Here is a 16,052-nt window from a genome sequence, read left to right on the forward strand (position 1 = left end):
CTCAAAGTTGAGCAGCTCATCGGCGAGCGTGCGGGCATTGACGACGTGCCGACAGTACATCTCCAGCAATGGAGCGTGAGTCGCGCTGAATGCGCCGGCTGGTTGGTCGTTGACGAGCTCCAGCCATACGGTCCGCTCCGCGTCATTGAGGTGAATCGGCGGTGCGAGACGCTGCTCGAGCGCGATCGGCGCCGTTGGCGCGATTGCCAGCGACGCTGCGGATTTCCTTCCCCGTTGAGCCATTTTTACTTTTTTTGTCCACGTTTATGGTCGCGAAGGGGAACGGTCGGTGTCCGCCCCGCGCGCCGCCAGAAATCGACCTACCCCCCGCCCATCACGTCCACTCGCCCTCGACCGGCAGACCATCCACGCCAAACGCTTTCCTCTCTCGATACCCGAATTGCTCACGCGTCACGGCGTCGTGGCAGGCCGTGCACAGCCCGCGCAGGTTCGACTCGTCATCCGTGCCGCCTTGGGCCAATGGGATGATGTGGTCCACGATCACTGATTCCCTAACTTGATCGGCCGATGCGCAACGCATGCAGATCGGGTCACGCTCAAGGATGCGACCTCGAATGCGCAGCCATCGACGGCCTCGGGTCCGAGCCCTACCTGTCACAGGCTGGCTAGATCAAGACTGATCGCACGCCATGCGTCGGTCGCGCCGTCGCGCTCGTAGAAACGGATGTAGGGCTTGGTCCCTGTCACGCAGATGCTGTCGGAGATCGCGCGCATGGCGGTGTCCCACGTCGGATGACTGATGCACAGGCGACGCAGGCCAAGCACGCGGGCCGTGCTGACGTTGCCCTGCTTGTCCACCTGGAACGCCTCGTTGATCAGGGCCTTGATCTCGTCGCTGCTACCCTCGGTCCACTCGTGAATGCACGCGTCGATCAGCTCCTTGGCCGCCTGCAATTGCTCACTGAACTGGATGTGCTCGGCGATCTGCCGCACGACCTTATAGCGCCCGTCGAAGGTCACCAGCGAAATGTTTCCCTTGATGGCCCGCATACGCACGCCGTACTGCTCGCTGCTGACTTCGACGAACGCGGCGACATCAGCAAAGGCCCGTTCCTTGAATGCAAGGAGCTGCTTCTGATGTTGCTTTGCACTGTCGATCAGGGCCATGACCGTTTGGTCGCGCAGACGATCAACGGGCTTGACCATTGATTCGGGGACGTAGCGGCCTCGCGCGTCAAGGACGAAGCCGGGCATAACGGATTGCGAGTTCACGATGGATTCGAATAAGTGAATTTACTGTTGACTGATCGACAAATTATATGTCGTAAAAAGCTCACTCTTAGCAATGATATGCGACGCTGTGGACGCGGGGTGGCCCTGAACGGATGACCCACAAGAATGTGACAATCGAGCAATGACGCGGGTTTGCGCGGTGCACTTCGCCACTTTCTCGCCACTGCAAATACGAAAAGGGGCGAGTGAAACTCTCGCCCCTTCTGTCAACATCGACCCTATCTCCGGAATTCCCGCGATAGATCGACTGTCGCCCAACCTGTCGAATCATGCGACGCGTGTCGGACTGCGTTGCCTACCTCAAAACCCCGACCGCCAGTAGGTTTTGCCCGACCCGATGCGAACCGGGTCTGGCCGGTGTAGAGCGTCACCAGGCCCAGCGTGTCTGGAAACGCTCGGCATCAGCGAATTGGTTGCCTTCATTTTCCTGTCGTCCAAGTTTGTTGCGAAGTTTCCCCACACTCTATGTATGCAGATTTTTGCCTGCAACACCTGCAAACCTGCAATTCGGGCTGCAAACCCATTACCAGCGGGGCTTCGATGTTGCAGGCGCCGTTGCAGGCGAGCGTTTTTACCTGCAACTGCCTGTTGAGATCAACAATAAAACCTGCAACACCTGCAACTTGCCTGCAACAAAAAACCTATATAAATCAGTGCTTTGGATTTGAATTGCAGGATTGCAGGTGTTGCAGGCAGAAATGCCCATACGGGAAATTGAGCCTTAACCAACGGTGTTGTAGGATCGCCGTCTAATCATTTTTCGTCGATAACGGGCCGCCGACTTAAACGGTAGACTCGCCCTAGCAGTCTGCCCGCGTAGGTTGTCCACCCGTTGTGCCCCTTGGGCTTTGCAAGCATCCCCTCCTGATGCAGTGCGCGACACGCCTGTCTTTCATTGAAACCGGCGATCACTTCAGTTTTGAAAGCAGAGGGCAACACATCGAAGGTTGGCCGTTTGCCTTCGTCGTAGCGCACATAGCCGAGAATCGCTCCGGTGCACGTGCTGCGCCCGCCATCTTGATAAACCTCCTGAAATCGGCTGCGCTCATTTGCGGCAAGCATGCCGTCCACCTGCTCCAGCAGCCGCTCCTGATCGCGGTCCTTAGTGCCGAACGCTTGCAACCAGCGCGCCCATGCACTCATCACCCACGTGCGGGCGTCGTCTCGCGTCCAGCCGGTCAAGCCCGCCTCTGACGCCATCTCGGCGGCGGCCACCAGCACGCCCCACTTACGCGTGGCACGCTTGACGATCGGCGCGGCATTCGGATGCTCTGAATCTATTGCGCCGAGCATGTCGTCCTGTGTAGCTTTCACCCACGGCTCCACCTCGTTACGATGGGTCATCAGCCACGCCACGAACGCACGCCCCGCCGTGCCGTAATTGGTTCGAGCAGCAACGGTGAGCTCCGTCGAGAATTCATCTCCATCCTTGCGCCCATGGATGCAGTCAAACGCACGGTGCTCGCCCCCATCGGCAGGCACGTCCAGCAGCCGAACCTCCTGCCCGGCACGTGGCGTCAGTCCGCCCTCCGAGAGGTACTGAGACATGCCGACCTCGCCTGTACTGATCAACGTAAGACGCCACGAACGCGAAGCAACTACGCCTCCGCTCTTCGTGCCTTGCAGGCGGGAGACGCCGTTTAACATCTGGTAGATGCTCGGGCCGATCTTGCGCGCATCGCCCGCGCCGATTTCGTCGAGGTACAGCAGGCCGTCATTGGCGTACTCTGCGGTGCGGGAGAGGGCAAACGAGGTTCCATCCCACGAGTGCATGATGCCGCGCGGCTCTCCCCATACTGAGGCTGCGCAATCGCCCGCCGTGCTCTTGCCGCTCGAACTCTGCGTGTAGAAGTGCAGGCCGATGCCGTCCCGCGCGCCAATAATCGACAGCAGCGGGCCAGCAAAGGCGCATGCGATGGCGGCGGTAACAAGCGGGTTCTCGCGCGCGAGTTCTCCCACCGTGCTTTTCCATGACTCCACCGTGCCAGCAGCCAGATAGGCTGACTTCTTTGGCACCCCGCCGTTGTAGACCAGCGGGCACGAAGGCTTGCCCACGAACTCCCCGGACGGCAGCACGAAAGCACCGTATTGCCAGCCGGTCATGCCGGTGATCTCGTGCCAGACATCGCCACCTTCCTCTTGCAGGTAATAAGCCAGTCGCTCACGTGCTGCGCGCCCCGGCGCGACGGACAGCCCAAGCGAGCGCATCGTCGCCCACCCCTCACGCTCCCCGATGTCGGCATTGGGCATCGCATGGTGAATTTCCTCGCGATTTCCTTTGCGGTGCCAACGGAGCACTCGGTGTTGACGCCCCGCTTCATCGCGGCCGTCGCCCAGTACCTCCAGTGCACTGCACAGCCACAGCGGGGCTACATACAAGGTCTTGCCGCTGTCGCGATCAACTTTCACGCCCACGAAGTACAGCCCGTCTTGACGACACTCGTAATGTGCTTCGAGCTCGCCCTCACCGGCAGTTGTCGCTCCTGCGGCGCGCTGGTCAGACGGGGCGCCGCTATCGGGCTTTGTAGCCTGTTTGATCTGCGAGGCGACTGCGGCCGCGCCAAACCGTGTGTGCATGTCGTTGAAATCGGTTTCGTTGTCTGCACGCTTATCGCCGAAGTCCGGCAGCGCGACCTTGCCATTTACGGATCGCGCCGCCTCGACTGCCTTCTGTTGCCCGTTGCCGAGATCAGCCAGCACGGTGATTTCGGCGTCGGGATGGGCCGCGCGCATTGCCTGAGCAACCTTCATGAGGTTGCCTGCCGAGAGCGCCGCCACAGCCGCATCACCCGTACACAGGTGAGCCGACAGCGCCGTGGCGACACCTTCAGCAATGAGGATGCGCTCGGACTTCTCGGGCAGGGCGCACGCGAACCAACAGCCGCCCGCTTTCTCGCCGTTCGCCAAGGCGGACTTGCGCCCCGACTCATCGATCATCTCGACTGTCGTGATCGCGCCGCTGATCGTCACCGGCGCGATCAGAATCCGGCCTTCGAGGTGCGAGCCGCCGCACTGTGGACGGTAGCCGATCAGCCTCTGAAGCTTCGCGGCATCCATTTCGCGCAGCGTGTCAACAGCACTTACACCCTTGCACAACAGATACGGATGATCATCGCGTGCAGACCCGGCCTTCTCGATGACGGCAAGCGCAAGCGATGCTGCATGCTTGCGTTTCACCTCTCGTTTCTGCGCGTCCTGCGCAACACGGGTGTCGCGCTCAGCACGACGACGCTCGACCTCCTTCGGATCGACAACCGTACCGACTTTCGAGCGCGTGTTGTAGCCGTACTGCTTGGCGATCGCGAACAGCGTTGCGATCGTGATGCCTGCATCCGGACGGATCGAGCGCCAAGTGTCACGCGTGTCAGCGGCCGAGTAATTCGGGCTCGCCTTACTCCACGTGTCGAACGTCTCGAACGCTGCTTCGCCTTCTCCGTTTTTCAACGCGGCCGCAACTCGAAACCATACGTCTCGCTCACAGTCCGGCGGGATGTATGACAGTGCTTCGAGGATGCGCTGGTGATGATCAAAGACGGTGCTCATTGCTTGCCTCCCGCAATGACACCTGCCCGTGCAACCACGCGAGCGAAAGCAAGGTTGTCGCCGATCGCCGCCGTCGCCTGCTCCGCGAGAACGCGCATGCGCGGCGATGGTTCACGCTTGGACATCATGGTTTCAAGCAGATCGCTGTTGCGAAATCCGTTCTCGGCGGCCGCGGCGAACACCACGTCGAGCACGCGGCGCGCGAACTGACGCACGTCGTCATCAGCCTTCTTTGCATGGAACACAAGGAAACCGCACATCAGCACGCATTCAGTCGGGCTCGCGTATTCGCCTTCAGCGATTGGAATGCCGAGTTTGTAGTTCTCGTTCATACGACCTCCCGCGCGGCCAGCGTCAGCCCCTGAATGATCTGCGGCAGCAATTCCGGGCGCAGCATGATGCCCTTCTGCGTCGGCACGAACTCACCCGCTGCATTAGCGACCACAAGCCGGACATCGACGTACTCGCGGCCTTTGTACCAGCGATGAACGATGCGGATGCGCTGCGTCGCGCTCTTCTGAATCTCCATCACCACCTTGTCCTGATCGACCGTACTCATACATCCTCCTTCGAACCGATCGCGCACTGACCGTGGCGCACGCCATCTGCGTGCGCGTATTCATGCAGCTGTTCTGCGACGCCAGCAGACTGATCTATCAACATGCGAACGACACCGTAGACAGGGTGGTCGTCGCTCACAGGAAGGTCCGCAATGGCGATCAGCAACATTTGCAAGACATCGTGGAACTGCTGAACCTTCGCCGCCATCTCGAGGTGCTTAGCCATCGCTTCCCTCCTGTAAGGAGTACTCATCGCTGTAAGTACGACGAGAGCGCTCGATCTTGAGACGGTCGATCAACCGCTGCCGAAGCGTGCAGTCGGCGTCCGAGGCGATTTCTGCGATCTGTCCGATCAGCTCGGTTTCACTAGCGATGCGGTGAAGCAGGAGCGTTTGGTCGGCATCCTGTAACGCGCCCGAGCGGACTTGCTTAGGCTCGGCGCTTCGGTCGCTCGCGATCAAACAACCAACGGCGGACGTAACGGTGCTCAACGACGACGCTGCATCGACTGCAACACATGAGCAGTCAGCGAGGAATTGCAGCTCGCTATCCGAGGCGTGCGCCATGTCAAAGCGCTCTGCGAAAAATGCGAGCAAGCCAGCTGCCGACGGTGTTTGATCTATAACGTCGCGTGTTGTGTTAGTCATGGCGCACCTCCGCACGGGCGATGTCCACGAGCTGACGTAGCGCATCGCCGGTAATGTCCAACGCATCCAGATCGGAAGCGGCCAGCGTGGCTTCACGCAAGGCGTGTTGGGCGCACTGAATGATGTCGATGTAGACGAGGGGAACGGTTTGCTCTGAACGAGCGAAAGAAATAGCACGCATTGCGGCCTCCGACGTTATGTTGGAAGCCCGCTCCCCACTGCAAAATGGGGTGGGCGGGCGCATGACAGGGTTTGCAGACCGGAACGTCGGCACCGGCGAGCGCGAGCGCTCCCCTGCCAAGGCCCGCCCATTGACAGGCGCGCAAAGGCATACGGACGAAAAAAAACCGCACTGAGGCGGTCGTCCGCCGACATAATCCGGGCTGCAAATCCCGAGCAAGAGGTGTCTCCTCCCACGATTCAGAGGATAGACGACAGATTCCGATCTCGTCAAGACATTGGCATTCTCGTACGGGAACAATCGCCCTGATGTGCGCGCTCGGCTACTCTTTGTTCCGCATGACTTGTTGGTCCACGTTCGGCTGGCTTTCGAGCCAGCCCTTTTTTTGCCGGTCATGACCGATCTCCATCCGTGAGCAGCGCTTGGAGATCCTTCACGCGCCATGCGAGGCGGCCGTTAATGCGAATCGGGCGGATGGGGCCGTTTTCGAGGCACGCCCACTTGCGCAACGTTTGTGGCTTGCGATTGATTGCGGCCGCCGCCTCTGCGGTGGCCATGATTGCCGGAAGGTCGGCGCGGTCTAAAAGATTCTGCTGGTTCATCTCAACGCTATTAGGGTTCGCCTTGCGGGCGAAACATCGAGCGTTGATCACGTGCCGATATGCGCTTTCAACGCCTCGACGTTCCACCTTGCTCGGCAATGTGTCTCGGCGTTGATACTTTGCCTGCAACAACCGTGCACAACCAAACAACAACCATTGAGTGCCGTTGAGTAAGGGGTTGCGGGTGGTTGCGCAACCGGGCAGACAACCGCTTTCCGTTTATTCGGTCGCTATGCGCCATTCACGCCCATGCTGGAGAACACCCTTATCGGCATTCTGTGACTCGTCGCGCCGCCTCTGGTGCGCTCATTGGCGCGCGCCACTGTCTTGCTGATGCTTTGGGGCGTGACACCGAACTCAGCGGCCAGAGCCTTGTGCGTTTCGCCGTCGTTCACACGCCGCACGATCTCAGCGCGCTGTTCTGCGGTAAGTTTCGGTGAGTAAGGGTTCTCGAATTTCGGCGATTCGGGCTCATTGTCCGAGCCGTGTTTGTCGCTAGTGGGACCGATCAGGTCGAACTGAACGCCGCTAGGGTTCGAACCTTCGGCAAAAAGATGAGCAGCGGCCTCAGTAAAGGTCCACTTCATGCCCAGCGATGCGATGAATGCATTCGCATCCGTCACGCTCAACAGCCAACCGTTCCAATCGTCAATTGAGTCGAGCGGCAGCAAAGAATGACGGTTGCGTGGAACGATGATGCGCTGCTGTGCCGCTTCCATCAGTACACGAAACCAGCCATCGATCAGCAGACGTTCGTCCTGTTCAGGGTCGTACCAGTCATTCAAAACAAAGTCCACGATCGCGAGAAATTGCAGCGGGCTCAGAATGCCCCGTTCGTGAACCCTGTATATCCACTTTTCAGGGCCAAACCAGCGCAGCTCGACCGTTTGTTCAACGCCGTCCACCATGCTCGTTTGCTTATCGACTTCCTCGCCCTCAATGGCATCTATCACAAGGTCAAGGAGGTCGTGCGGAGGTTGAATCATCTTGCATCCTTGCATGCAGACCTTCAATAAGGTGCTCACGCCAGACCGAGTGAAGGGGTCTCGGCTCTTCGCCCGCTAAAGCAAGGCGGGAGCAAAGCTGGAGCTAATTGACCGCGCGCAAGCTCATTGTGTGCGATGCGTCGAATTCAACACCGGCTTGCGCGAGAATCCAAGCCTCGATCTTGTCGTACCAAGCTCGCAGCAGATCGAGCGGCCGCCGACGGTAGTGCTTCTCGGCAAGGGCACTGGGCTTGTGGCCCATGATCTGCGCACTCACGCCGGCGGGCATCTCAACCCATTCGCACAACGTTCCGAACGAGCGGCGCAGGCCGTGGAGACTAACGTGCGGTAGCCCCGCCACGGCGAGCGCCTTTACGTGCCCCTTGGACGGTTCATTAAGGCGTCCATCCGCCGAGCTTGTGCTGCTGAAAACCCATTCGCTGCGCCGAGGCAACCCGCTGAGCAGCATGGAGAGATAAGCGCCTAGCGGGATCACGCGCCCCGTTTCTTCAACTTTGTCGGACAGTGAAAGGCTGCGCCAACGAAAATCGATGTCGCTCCAGCGCAGTGCGGCCATTTCCTCGCGTCGCGCACCAGTCAGTAAGAGCGCTTGCAGATAGGCCGAGATGACCGGATTATCGAGTCGTGTCACAGCATCAAACCAAAGCTTAAGCTGCTCGCGCTGAAGCACATCGCCTTCTTTCGCACGAACGCGCGGCACGGCATCTCTTACGCGACGAGCATTGTAGGAGCCCGCTGGTACGACGCCGGAGTATTCATCGACGTCCTCTGTCCATCGAATGAAGGCCCTGAGCAGCCGGTACGAAAGCGCAGCCATCGTCGGTCGTTCGGAGGTTTGAGACTTCAACCACACAGCGATACGCTCACCGGTAAGCTCTGAAAGCTTCAGTGCCATGAGGTGCGCGAGAGGACCAGGCATCGTTGTACCCCTGCCTCGTCGGTACGGGATGCCGCCTGCTGTTGATAGGCGAAGATGATCTTGATAGTGCCGCTGGCTCCATCGACCCCGGCGGTCCTCGATGTACGCCTCCCACGCTTCGCCGACCGTCACATCTCGGCGGCGCTCTTCTACCTGCTTCGCCAAGCTTGCCGCCCGGCGCTCGGCAGCCTCTTCCCGGGGATCTTTACCGGCATCGACCAACCGCTGCAAGCGACGTGCTTCGTCTTGTGCCTGCGCAATCGTCCAAGCATCCGGTGAGCCGATCGTGATGCGCAGTGTTGAGCCGTGAAGCTTACCTTGGAAAATGTAAGTCCTTGCGCCCGACCGAGTCGCGCGTAGCCCGAGCCCGGTCGCCCCACAATCCCACAAAAACGCTTGCGACTTTCCTTCTGGACATACGTGAGCGCGAATACGCGTCGCCGTAAATTTCACTTTTGACATGCCAACCCTGTAGACACACAGCTCATCCGTGTAACCGCTGTGTAACCCGATTTTGGCGTAAACAGTCAATTTCGGTCAACGCAAAGATCCGTTGGTCGGAGGCGCAAAGGCTTGCCCAGTAAGGGTTTCGACGGGTTACACGACTCAAATCAACAATAATAGATAGTGCCAGATCTGGACTTTTAATCCGTTGGTCACAGGTTCGAATCCCGTACGGCCTACCAAAGAAATCGAAGGGCCGCGCTTAGCGCGGCCCTTTCCTTTTTCTTCGCTGGCTTCACACCAGCACTAGTCTTCATCGTTCGAGCAATTCGACCCTTGGCGTCAACTCAAGCGCCGCTACCGATTCAAAATTCGCGTTGGCCTCGCTCACAGCGCGATCCGCGTCTGCACGGCGCCGCTTGTACTTCAAGTGCTTGCCAAGTCCGGCGCCGAACACGATCAGTCCGGCGAGCGCGAATGGCCACTCGATGTAAGCCATCATCAGCAATAGCAGGCTCCACGCCGCATGAGGCCAAAGCTTTGGCTGGGCGGGCACCGAACGCATGGCCACATCGAGTCGCGCGAGCGCCGCATGCAATCCGTCGACGGCGCCGTGCCGCTCTTGCAACCGCGCTTCGATCTCGTACACCGCGCGCATCGACTTTTCCTTCGACGGAAGCGACAACGATCCGATATCGCCCAGCAAACCGATCGCTTCGTTGACCTGCGCAAACGAAGGTCTCAGCGCGAGAAAAGTCGGTTCGTGTTCCGGCAGCCGCATCGCGCGATGAATGTCCAACCGGCTCACGCACACGCCGTGCGAGAAGAAATATCGCTGGATGGCATGTGTTGTCCGGCCCTTGAGCTTTTCTAAAAGCTCCTCGTTGGCTTGCTCTCGTTTGCTCATGCTTCTGAATGCTCCTCGACGCTCGTTTAAACGTGGGCATTCTTTCCGCTCGCCGCGCGAAACGTCACTAGAACAATCCTAAACAGCGCTCGACCGTTCGAGACATCCTCTGTCCCAATGCTGCCTATAATCAAACCTCTCCGCTTCCAACCCAACGCACCGTCATGACCTCGAGCCTCGACGAAGCCATTCTCCGCGTGCTGCCAACCGAACGCGACGCGCTCGCGTGGCTCTCCACACCCGAAATTCGCCGTCGTCTCGAAGAGCGCGGGCATCGCGTTGGATACACGAAAAAAGTGCAGCGGCATCTCACCGCGCTCGAAGCCGAATCGCGCGTCATGTCGATGCAAAATGGCCGCGAACTGCTCTGGCAACGCAAGCCATGGCTGCATGGTCTGCAGGAAGGCGTCGGCTTGATGAGCGCATCGGAAGCGGTGGCGTTTCACATTCTGCAGCGCTTTGCCGGCAACAAGCTACCGAACGCGGTCACGCGCGACATCGACCCGCTCTTCAAGGCAGCCGAAGCGCGGCTCTCGCAGGAAAAGGCGGACAGCCGCATCTACCGCGCGTGGGCGGACAAGATCGATTCCGTCGATGGCGCCTTCACGCTGATTCGTCCAAAGCTGCGTCCGGACATCTTTCAGGCCGTGGCGACAGCGACTTTCTTCGAGCGCGAACTGCTCGTGCAGTACCGCGCCGCGTACAAAGGCGAGCAAGGCGACGCGCCAAAAACCAGGACGCTCTGGCCGCTCGCGCTCGTCGAATCCGCTGGCGTGATGTACATGGTCGCGCAGGACCCGGGCCGTGCGCCGCGCCCGGAAAAAGGCGAAAAGGAATGGGTGCGCGCGCTGTACAGGCTGGACCGCATTCGTTCGGTGTCCGAGTCGGGCGAGTCCTTCACGTATCCCGAAGACTTCAAGCTGCGCAAGTACATCGAGACGCAGCAGGTCTTCGACTTTCTGCCCGAGCCCCCCGTGCGCCTCGAACTCGCGTTCGAAGGCAGTTCGGGCAACCAGCTACGCGAGTCGCCGATGTCGAAAGATCAGCACATCGACATGCTGCCCGACGGCCGCATGAAGGTGACCGGCACGGTGACGCCGAGCCTCAAGCTGCGCTGGTGGCTGCGCGCGCTCGGCGCGGGCGTCGAGATTCTCGCGCCGCAAACGCTGCGCGACGAATTCGCGGACGACTTCCGCAAGCTCGCGGCTCGGTACGCGCGTGCGAGTGAAACCGCCTAGCGCATGAAGTGCACGTTGACCTTCGGTCCGAACACTTCGCGCACCATGTCCACGAGATGATCGTGATGGCTCAAAAAAATCACCTGCGTGTGCATCGCGATTGCGCTCAAGACGCGCAGGCCGGCGCGCGCGCGGCCGTCGTCGAAATTGATGAAGAGATCGTCGGCCACGAACGGTAGCGGCGACGCCTTCTCGGCATGCTCCTCCAACGCAGCCAGACGCAGCGCGAGATAAAGCTGATCGCGCGTGCCTTCGCTCATGCCGGTGATCTCGACGTGTTCGCCGCTCTCGCGAATGGCGGCGAGCGCCATCGGCTGGCGGTCGTAATCCACGGCGAGCCGCGAGAACGCGCCGAGCGTGAGCTCCGAGAAAATCGTGCTTGCGCGCGTGAGCATCGGGCCTTGACGGCGTTCGCGGTATCGGTCGATCGCCCACTTCAGGAGCGTAGATGCCGTCTCCACCTTGACGAAGCGCTCGGCGGCATCGGCCATGACGGATAGCGCTTCCTGCCGCTTCGCTTCGGCGCGCGCGGCGTTGCCTTCGCCCGAGATCGCGTTGAGTTCGCGGCGCGCGGCATCGAGCTCCGTCGCCAGTTCGCTCGATGCCTTCACGGAATCGCCGAGCGCCGCGCCGATCAGCGACAGTTCGCCGTGCAGACCGGACAGGTCCGCGCCCTCCACTTCCGCGATCAGAACGTCGAGCGCGAGGCCGTCGCCACCTTTGATCAGCGCATCGCGCGCGGCATCGATCGCGGCGAGCAACGCGCGCTTCTTCTGCGACTTGCCGATGAGCGGCGCGAGCAACTCCGCGCTGTCCACGCGGGCCCGCTCGTAAAGCGGACGCAGCGCCGACTTCGCTTCCTCGACGCCCGCCTCGGCCCGGCTCACCTGCTCGCTCGCCGATGCCAGTTCCTTCTTCAGACGCTCGGCATCGGCACGCGCCGCGCACGCGGTATCGAGCCGCGCCGAGAGTTCGGCCGCGATTGCGCCGGGCTCACGCACATGGTTCGTGCCATCGAGTTCAAGCGCGAGCTGCCTTGCATCGGACTCGAACGAGGCGAGCGCCGCGCGCATGGCGTCGATCTGTCCGTGGCGAATGGCGTCGATCTGCACGAGCTGTTCGCCGATCTTGTGGACGATACCAATGGCCAATTCGGCCGCCGCCTGCGAGTCCGCCGCAGCCGCCACGCCCGCTTTCGCCGCGGCTTGCGACCATTCGGCTTGCCATCGCTCGAAGGCAAGCGCAGCGGCCTTGGCCGTGTTCTGCCGCGTGACCAGTTCCGCTTGCGCTTCGTCGAGTTGCCCGACGATATGACGCCGCTCGATCACCGCTTCGTCGATAGCGCCGATATGCGCTTCGGCGGCATCGCAGAGCGCGTCAAAGTCGGCGGTGGCTTCCGCCAACGGCAAATGCCGCGCGAGGTCTTCATGGCGCGTGGCCGCTTCGGCGCTTTCGCGCTCGAACTCTTCCGCGCGCCGGGCAAGCGTGCGCGCCGCCTCGATTACGTGCTCGCGACGCGTGAGCCATGAAGGGACGTCGTCGAGCGCCATCTCCGCAATTTGACTGTGCGATGCGAGCGCGTGCCACGCCGCATCGACGTCCGCGAGCGCTTTTGCGGCTTCGTCCGCGCTGCGTTGCCTTCGTGCGAGCGTTTCCTGATCGACCGCCACGCGCCGCTGCAACGCGCTGAACTGCGTGGCTTGTCCGATGGAATCGAGTCTGCGGTCCGCAAGGTCATCGGCGGTGTGCATCGCCGTCTCGAAAAGCGGCGCGCCCGAATCGAGCGGCGTCGCGCCACTCTTGAGCGCGTGCCACGCGGTATCGCGCGTCTTGCGAGCACCGCGAACCTGATCGCCCGTGACGACATCATGCGTCTGCGTGAAATCGGCGAGTTCGGCTTGCGTGGCGTGCAGCGCGTCGTGCGCTTCGTTCATGCGATCGGCGGCGCGCGTCAGCCGAAGCGCGAACTCCTGCCGCTCGTTGCGCAAGATGGCGATACGCTCGATCGACGGCAAGTTCATCGCTTGCAGTTCGGCAATTGGCCGCGACCATTGGCCAAGCGATGCAAGGCCCGCTTCGAGCGCATGCGCGGCTTCGCGGCGCGCGTCGCCGAGACGGTCTTGCGCCGCGCCCGTTTCGCGATACTTCTGCGCCTGCCGCAGCGCGCGACGCAACTCCTGCGAGACCTCGCCCTCGGCGATGCCGCCAAGTCGCGCCTTCAATGTCCCGATCTGGGCGAGCGTTTCATCGACCGAGCGCGCCGCATTGCGCGCCGCCGTCTCCAACGTGCCGCGTTCGCGCATCAGGCTCGTGACCGTCTGCAACGCAAGCTGTCCGGGCAGCGCCTGACGCGCGCCCGCTTCGTTTTGCGGCCAGCCGAGTTCCGCGCAATCCTGCGCGACTTGGCGCAGACGCGCGGCGACATCGTGTTCGAGTCGCGCGATGTCGGTCGCGTGATGCGCGCACCGATGACGCGTGGTGTCGAGCGCGCGTATCCGGGTTTCCAGCGCGAGCAACGCGTGGTCGATACGGATTTCGTTCAGCTCCGCCTGACGTTGCGCCGTCGCCTTCGCGTGCAGCTCGTGCGCGGTTTGCGCCGATGCAAGCCGTGTCAGCGCGCTTTGCAAGACAGCTTCGGCGTCGGCGGGAAGCTCGGTGACTTCGCCGAGTTCCGCAAGCTCGGCCGCCTTCTCGCGCCACACGTTCAAATACGGGGCGACGCGGCGAATCCGCTCCAGCTTGCCGCGTTTCGCTTCGAGTTCCGCGCGACGCGTTTCGAGCGCGCGGCCGCGCTCCTCGGCTTCGTCGACCGCCGTATATGTCTTGCGCCATTGCGTCGTGCGCACGCTCGCCGTCTTCAGTTCGCTCGTGGCTTCCTCGAACTGCTTGAGGCCGATGTAATACGCGCGGTCGCCTGACTTGCGCTTGGCCCAGAGCGCGTCCGCTTCCTCGGCCAGGCGTTGCCGCACGGCGCCGAGACTCGCAATGCCCGCAGCCGATTGAAACAGCACCTGCCCGACATCGCTCGATGCATCGAGAATGCTTCGTCCGCCCGCAATCAATCCTTCGTGGCCGAGACAGTACATCTGCTCGAAGAAGCTCTTGTCCGCCGTGCCGATGAAGGGTGCGAGCGCATCGGCGGCGAGCGCGTCGCCATTGGGTTTGGCAAGCGACGCCTTGCGGCTCTTGGTGCGATGAAACGCGAGCGTCTCGTCGTTCAGTTGCAGCGTTGCGCCGAGTTGCAGATCGCTCTGCGGATGCACGAACGCGAGCGGCGAGCGCTGCGGAATGCCGAACAGCAATTCGGCAATCGCCGTCTTGATGGTCGACTTGCCCGCCTCGTTCGGTCCGACGATGAAGTGAAAATCCTGCGGCGCCGCCGGAAATTCGATGACGCGATCCGTGAACTTGCCAAAGCGAATCAGTTCTAGCTTGCCGATGCGCATGAGCCTATTCCGCATCCGCGAGTTGGGCGATCAGACCGGAGCGCACTTCGGCGACGATCCGCGCGAGATCGTCGTTGCGCACGTATTCGAGTTCAGGCACCGACTTTTGTAATTCGCTCGGCGCCTGCGACGCCAGACCGATCAAACGCTCTTTCAACATGCTTAGAAATTCCGGGTCGGACTCGGCTTCGACCAACAAGGCGTGCAGGTCGGCGAGCGCATCGGCGCCGCCGGCGAACGGTTCGCCCGCCGCGCTCGAATGCACGATCGGCTGCGTCGCGATCTTCACTTTTTCCAGCCACAGACGGTCGTGGCTGATCGCCGCGATCTGCGCCAGCACTTCGGCGCGCAGTTGCGCTTCGAGACCGAATAGCGCGCCATGCGCTTCGGTCGCGCCGGTGATCGTCACCCGCACCGCGAGCGGCACGGGTTGCGCGGCGGATTCGACGAGCGCATCGAGCGCGCGTCCGACCGCGAGCGCGACGTCATCGAGCGTGACGGCTTCGCTGGCATCGACGATAACGGACTCCCAGCGCAAGACATCGATGAAAAGCCGCTCGACGCTCACCTCTTCCGTCTCCGAAACGTGGACGATCACCGCACCGCGCCGGCCAGTTTCGCGGATATTGCGGCCCTGCAAGTTGCCAGGAAACACGATCGTGGAGGCCTCTTGCCAGATGGCGAAATCGTGCACGTGGCCAAGCGCCCAGTAGTGATATTGCCGCGCGTGCAACTCGGCGATCGAGCACGGCGCGTAACTCGCGTGCGCCGCGCTGCCTTCGAGCGCGGTATGCAACACGCCAATGTTGAAGTAGCCCTCGACCGGCTGCGGATACGCGGTGACGAGATTCGTCGTGACCGCTTTTTCCTTGAAGCTGTGGCCGTGCAGCGCCACCTTCAGGGCGTCGAGTCGAAAGGTCTGCGGCTTTCTGCTCGAAAACGTGTGCACGTTGTCGGGCAGCTGCAACTGGCTCGTCATCTCGCTCTCGGCGTCGTGATTGCCGAAGAGCACATAAACCGGAATGCCCGCGCGTCGCAAGCGCCCCATCTCGCGGCAAAAGAAGATGCCCGTGTTGTAGTCGCGCCAGGTGCCGTCGTAGAGATCGCCCGCGATGACCATGAAGTCCACCGCCTCTTCGAGCGCGACATCGACGAGTTTCGTGAATGCGTCGCGCGTGGCGTTGCGCAAGAGATCGGCGGGCGCGTCGGCATAAGCGGCGAGACCGTGCAACGGGCTGTCCAGATGGATATCCGCCGCGTGAACGAACCGCATGGCGTTGCCTCCTTTTTGATGTACTCGATGA

Annotated in this window: 16 protein-coding genes and 1 pseudogene; 2 read left to right on the forward strand and 15 right to left on the reverse strand. The window is 61.4% G+C overall.

The window, feature by feature from the left end; genetic code table 11:
- The 3 genes and pseudogenes from QCE79_RS11735 to QCE79_RS11745 form a co-directional block, all read right to left on the reverse strand.
- Positions 1–243: pseudogene (locus QCE79_RS11735) on the reverse strand (hypothetical protein); the annotation flags it as partial.
- A gap of 91 nt (positions 244–334) precedes the next feature.
- Positions 335–541, reverse strand: coding sequence for an HNH endonuclease signature motif containing protein (locus tag QCE79_RS11740; protein WP_309844282.1), 207 nt, complete (start codon positions 539–541; stop codon positions 335–337).
- A gap of 74 nt (positions 542–615) precedes the next feature.
- Positions 616–1,233: a DUF3164 family protein gene (locus tag QCE79_RS11745; RefSeq protein ID WP_309844283.1), complete on the reverse strand. Its 618-nt coding sequence runs from the start codon at positions 1,231–1,233 to the stop codon at positions 616–618.
- 500 nt (positions 1,234–1,733) lie between these two features.
- On the opposite strand from QCE79_RS11745, the gene QCE79_RS11750 reads away from it, so the two are divergent.
- Positions 1,734–1,922, forward strand: a complete 189-nt coding sequence (locus tag QCE79_RS11750; protein WP_309844284.1) for a hypothetical protein — start codon at positions 1,734–1,736, stop codon at positions 1,920–1,922.
- Positions 1,923–2,007: 85 nt separating this feature from the next.
- Here the strand turns inward: QCE79_RS11750 and QCE79_RS11755 are convergent, their stop codons facing one another.
- The 10 genes from QCE79_RS11755 to QCE79_RS11800 form a co-directional block, all read right to left on the reverse strand.
- On the reverse strand, positions 2,008–4,797 hold the full coding sequence (locus tag QCE79_RS11755; protein ID WP_309844287.1) for a DUF927 domain-containing protein: 2,790 nt from the start codon (positions 4,795–4,797) through the stop codon (positions 2,008–2,010).
- Positions 4,794–5,129 carry a hypothetical protein gene (locus QCE79_RS11760; protein WP_309844290.1) on the reverse strand — a complete coding sequence of 112 codons (336 nt, stop codon included), beginning with the start codon at positions 5,127–5,129 and terminating at the stop codon, positions 4,794–4,796. Before QCE79_RS11760 ends, QCE79_RS11755 begins: the two co-directional genes overlap by 4 nt.
- A complete protein-coding gene (locus QCE79_RS11765) occupies positions 5,126–5,356 on the reverse strand; it encodes a transcriptional coactivator p15/PC4 family protein (RefSeq protein WP_250462463.1) in 231 nt (76 codons plus the stop codon). Before QCE79_RS11765 ends, QCE79_RS11760 begins: the two co-directional genes overlap by 4 nt.
- A complete protein-coding gene (locus QCE79_RS11770) occupies positions 5,353–5,583 on the reverse strand; it encodes a hypothetical protein (protein WP_309844293.1) in 231 nt (76 codons plus the stop codon). Before QCE79_RS11770 ends, QCE79_RS11765 begins: the two co-directional genes overlap by 4 nt.
- Positions 5,576–6,004: a hypothetical protein gene (locus QCE79_RS11775; protein ID WP_309844295.1), complete on the reverse strand. Its 429-nt coding sequence runs from the start codon at positions 6,002–6,004 to the stop codon at positions 5,576–5,578. The genes QCE79_RS11770 and QCE79_RS11775 overlap by 8 nt, the downstream gene beginning before the upstream one ends.
- Entirely contained in the window at positions 5,997–6,185 is a 189-nt protein-coding gene (locus QCE79_RS11780; protein ID WP_309844298.1) for a hypothetical protein, read from the reverse strand. Before QCE79_RS11780 ends, QCE79_RS11775 begins: the two co-directional genes overlap by 8 nt.
- Positions 6,186–6,577: 392 nt before the next feature.
- Complete coding sequence (locus tag QCE79_RS11785; RefSeq protein WP_250462456.1) at positions 6,578–6,787, reverse strand: DNA-binding protein; 210 nt, start codon at positions 6,785–6,787, stop codon at positions 6,578–6,580.
- A 230-nt stretch (positions 6,788–7,017) separates the two neighbouring features.
- The gene (locus QCE79_RS11790; RefSeq protein ID WP_309844301.1) at positions 7,018–7,773 is read right to left on the reverse strand and encodes a helix-turn-helix domain-containing protein; all 756 of its coding nucleotides are present in this window, start codon (positions 7,771–7,773) and stop codon (positions 7,018–7,020) included.
- Between the two features lie 103 nt (positions 7,774–7,876).
- Positions 7,877–9,175: an integrase family protein gene (locus QCE79_RS11795; protein ID WP_309844314.1), complete on the reverse strand. Its 1,299-nt coding sequence runs from the start codon at positions 9,173–9,175 to the stop codon at positions 7,877–7,879.
- Positions 9,176–9,470: 295 nt separating this feature from the next.
- On the reverse strand, positions 9,471–10,064 hold the full coding sequence (locus tag QCE79_RS11800; protein WP_309844315.1) for a hypothetical protein: 594 nt from the start codon (positions 10,062–10,064) through the stop codon (positions 9,471–9,473).
- A gap of 164 nt (positions 10,065–10,228) precedes the next feature.
- Here QCE79_RS11800 and QCE79_RS11805 point away from each other — a divergent pair, with 164 nt between their 5' ends.
- Positions 10,229–11,302: a YafY family protein gene (locus tag QCE79_RS11805; protein ID WP_244826198.1), complete on the forward strand. Its 1,074-nt coding sequence runs from the start codon at positions 10,229–10,231 to the stop codon at positions 11,300–11,302.
- Here QCE79_RS11805 and QCE79_RS11810 read toward each other — a convergent pair.
- Complete coding sequence (locus tag QCE79_RS11810; protein ID WP_309844319.1) at positions 11,299–14,748, reverse strand: AAA family ATPase; 3,450 nt, start codon at positions 14,746–14,748, stop codon at positions 11,299–11,301. The two genes, QCE79_RS11805 and QCE79_RS11810, sit on opposite strands and share 4 nt — an antisense overlap.
- A gap of 4 nt (positions 14,749–14,752) precedes the next feature.
- Entirely contained in the window at positions 14,753–16,021 is a 1,269-nt protein-coding gene (locus tag QCE79_RS11815) for a DNA repair exonuclease (protein ID WP_250526220.1), read from the reverse strand.
- Positions 16,022–16,052: the final 31 nt, after the last annotated feature.

The organism is Caballeronia sp. LZ003 (assembly GCF_031451465.1).
GTDB lineage: Bacteria > Pseudomonadota > Gammaproteobacteria > Burkholderiales > Burkholderiaceae > Caballeronia.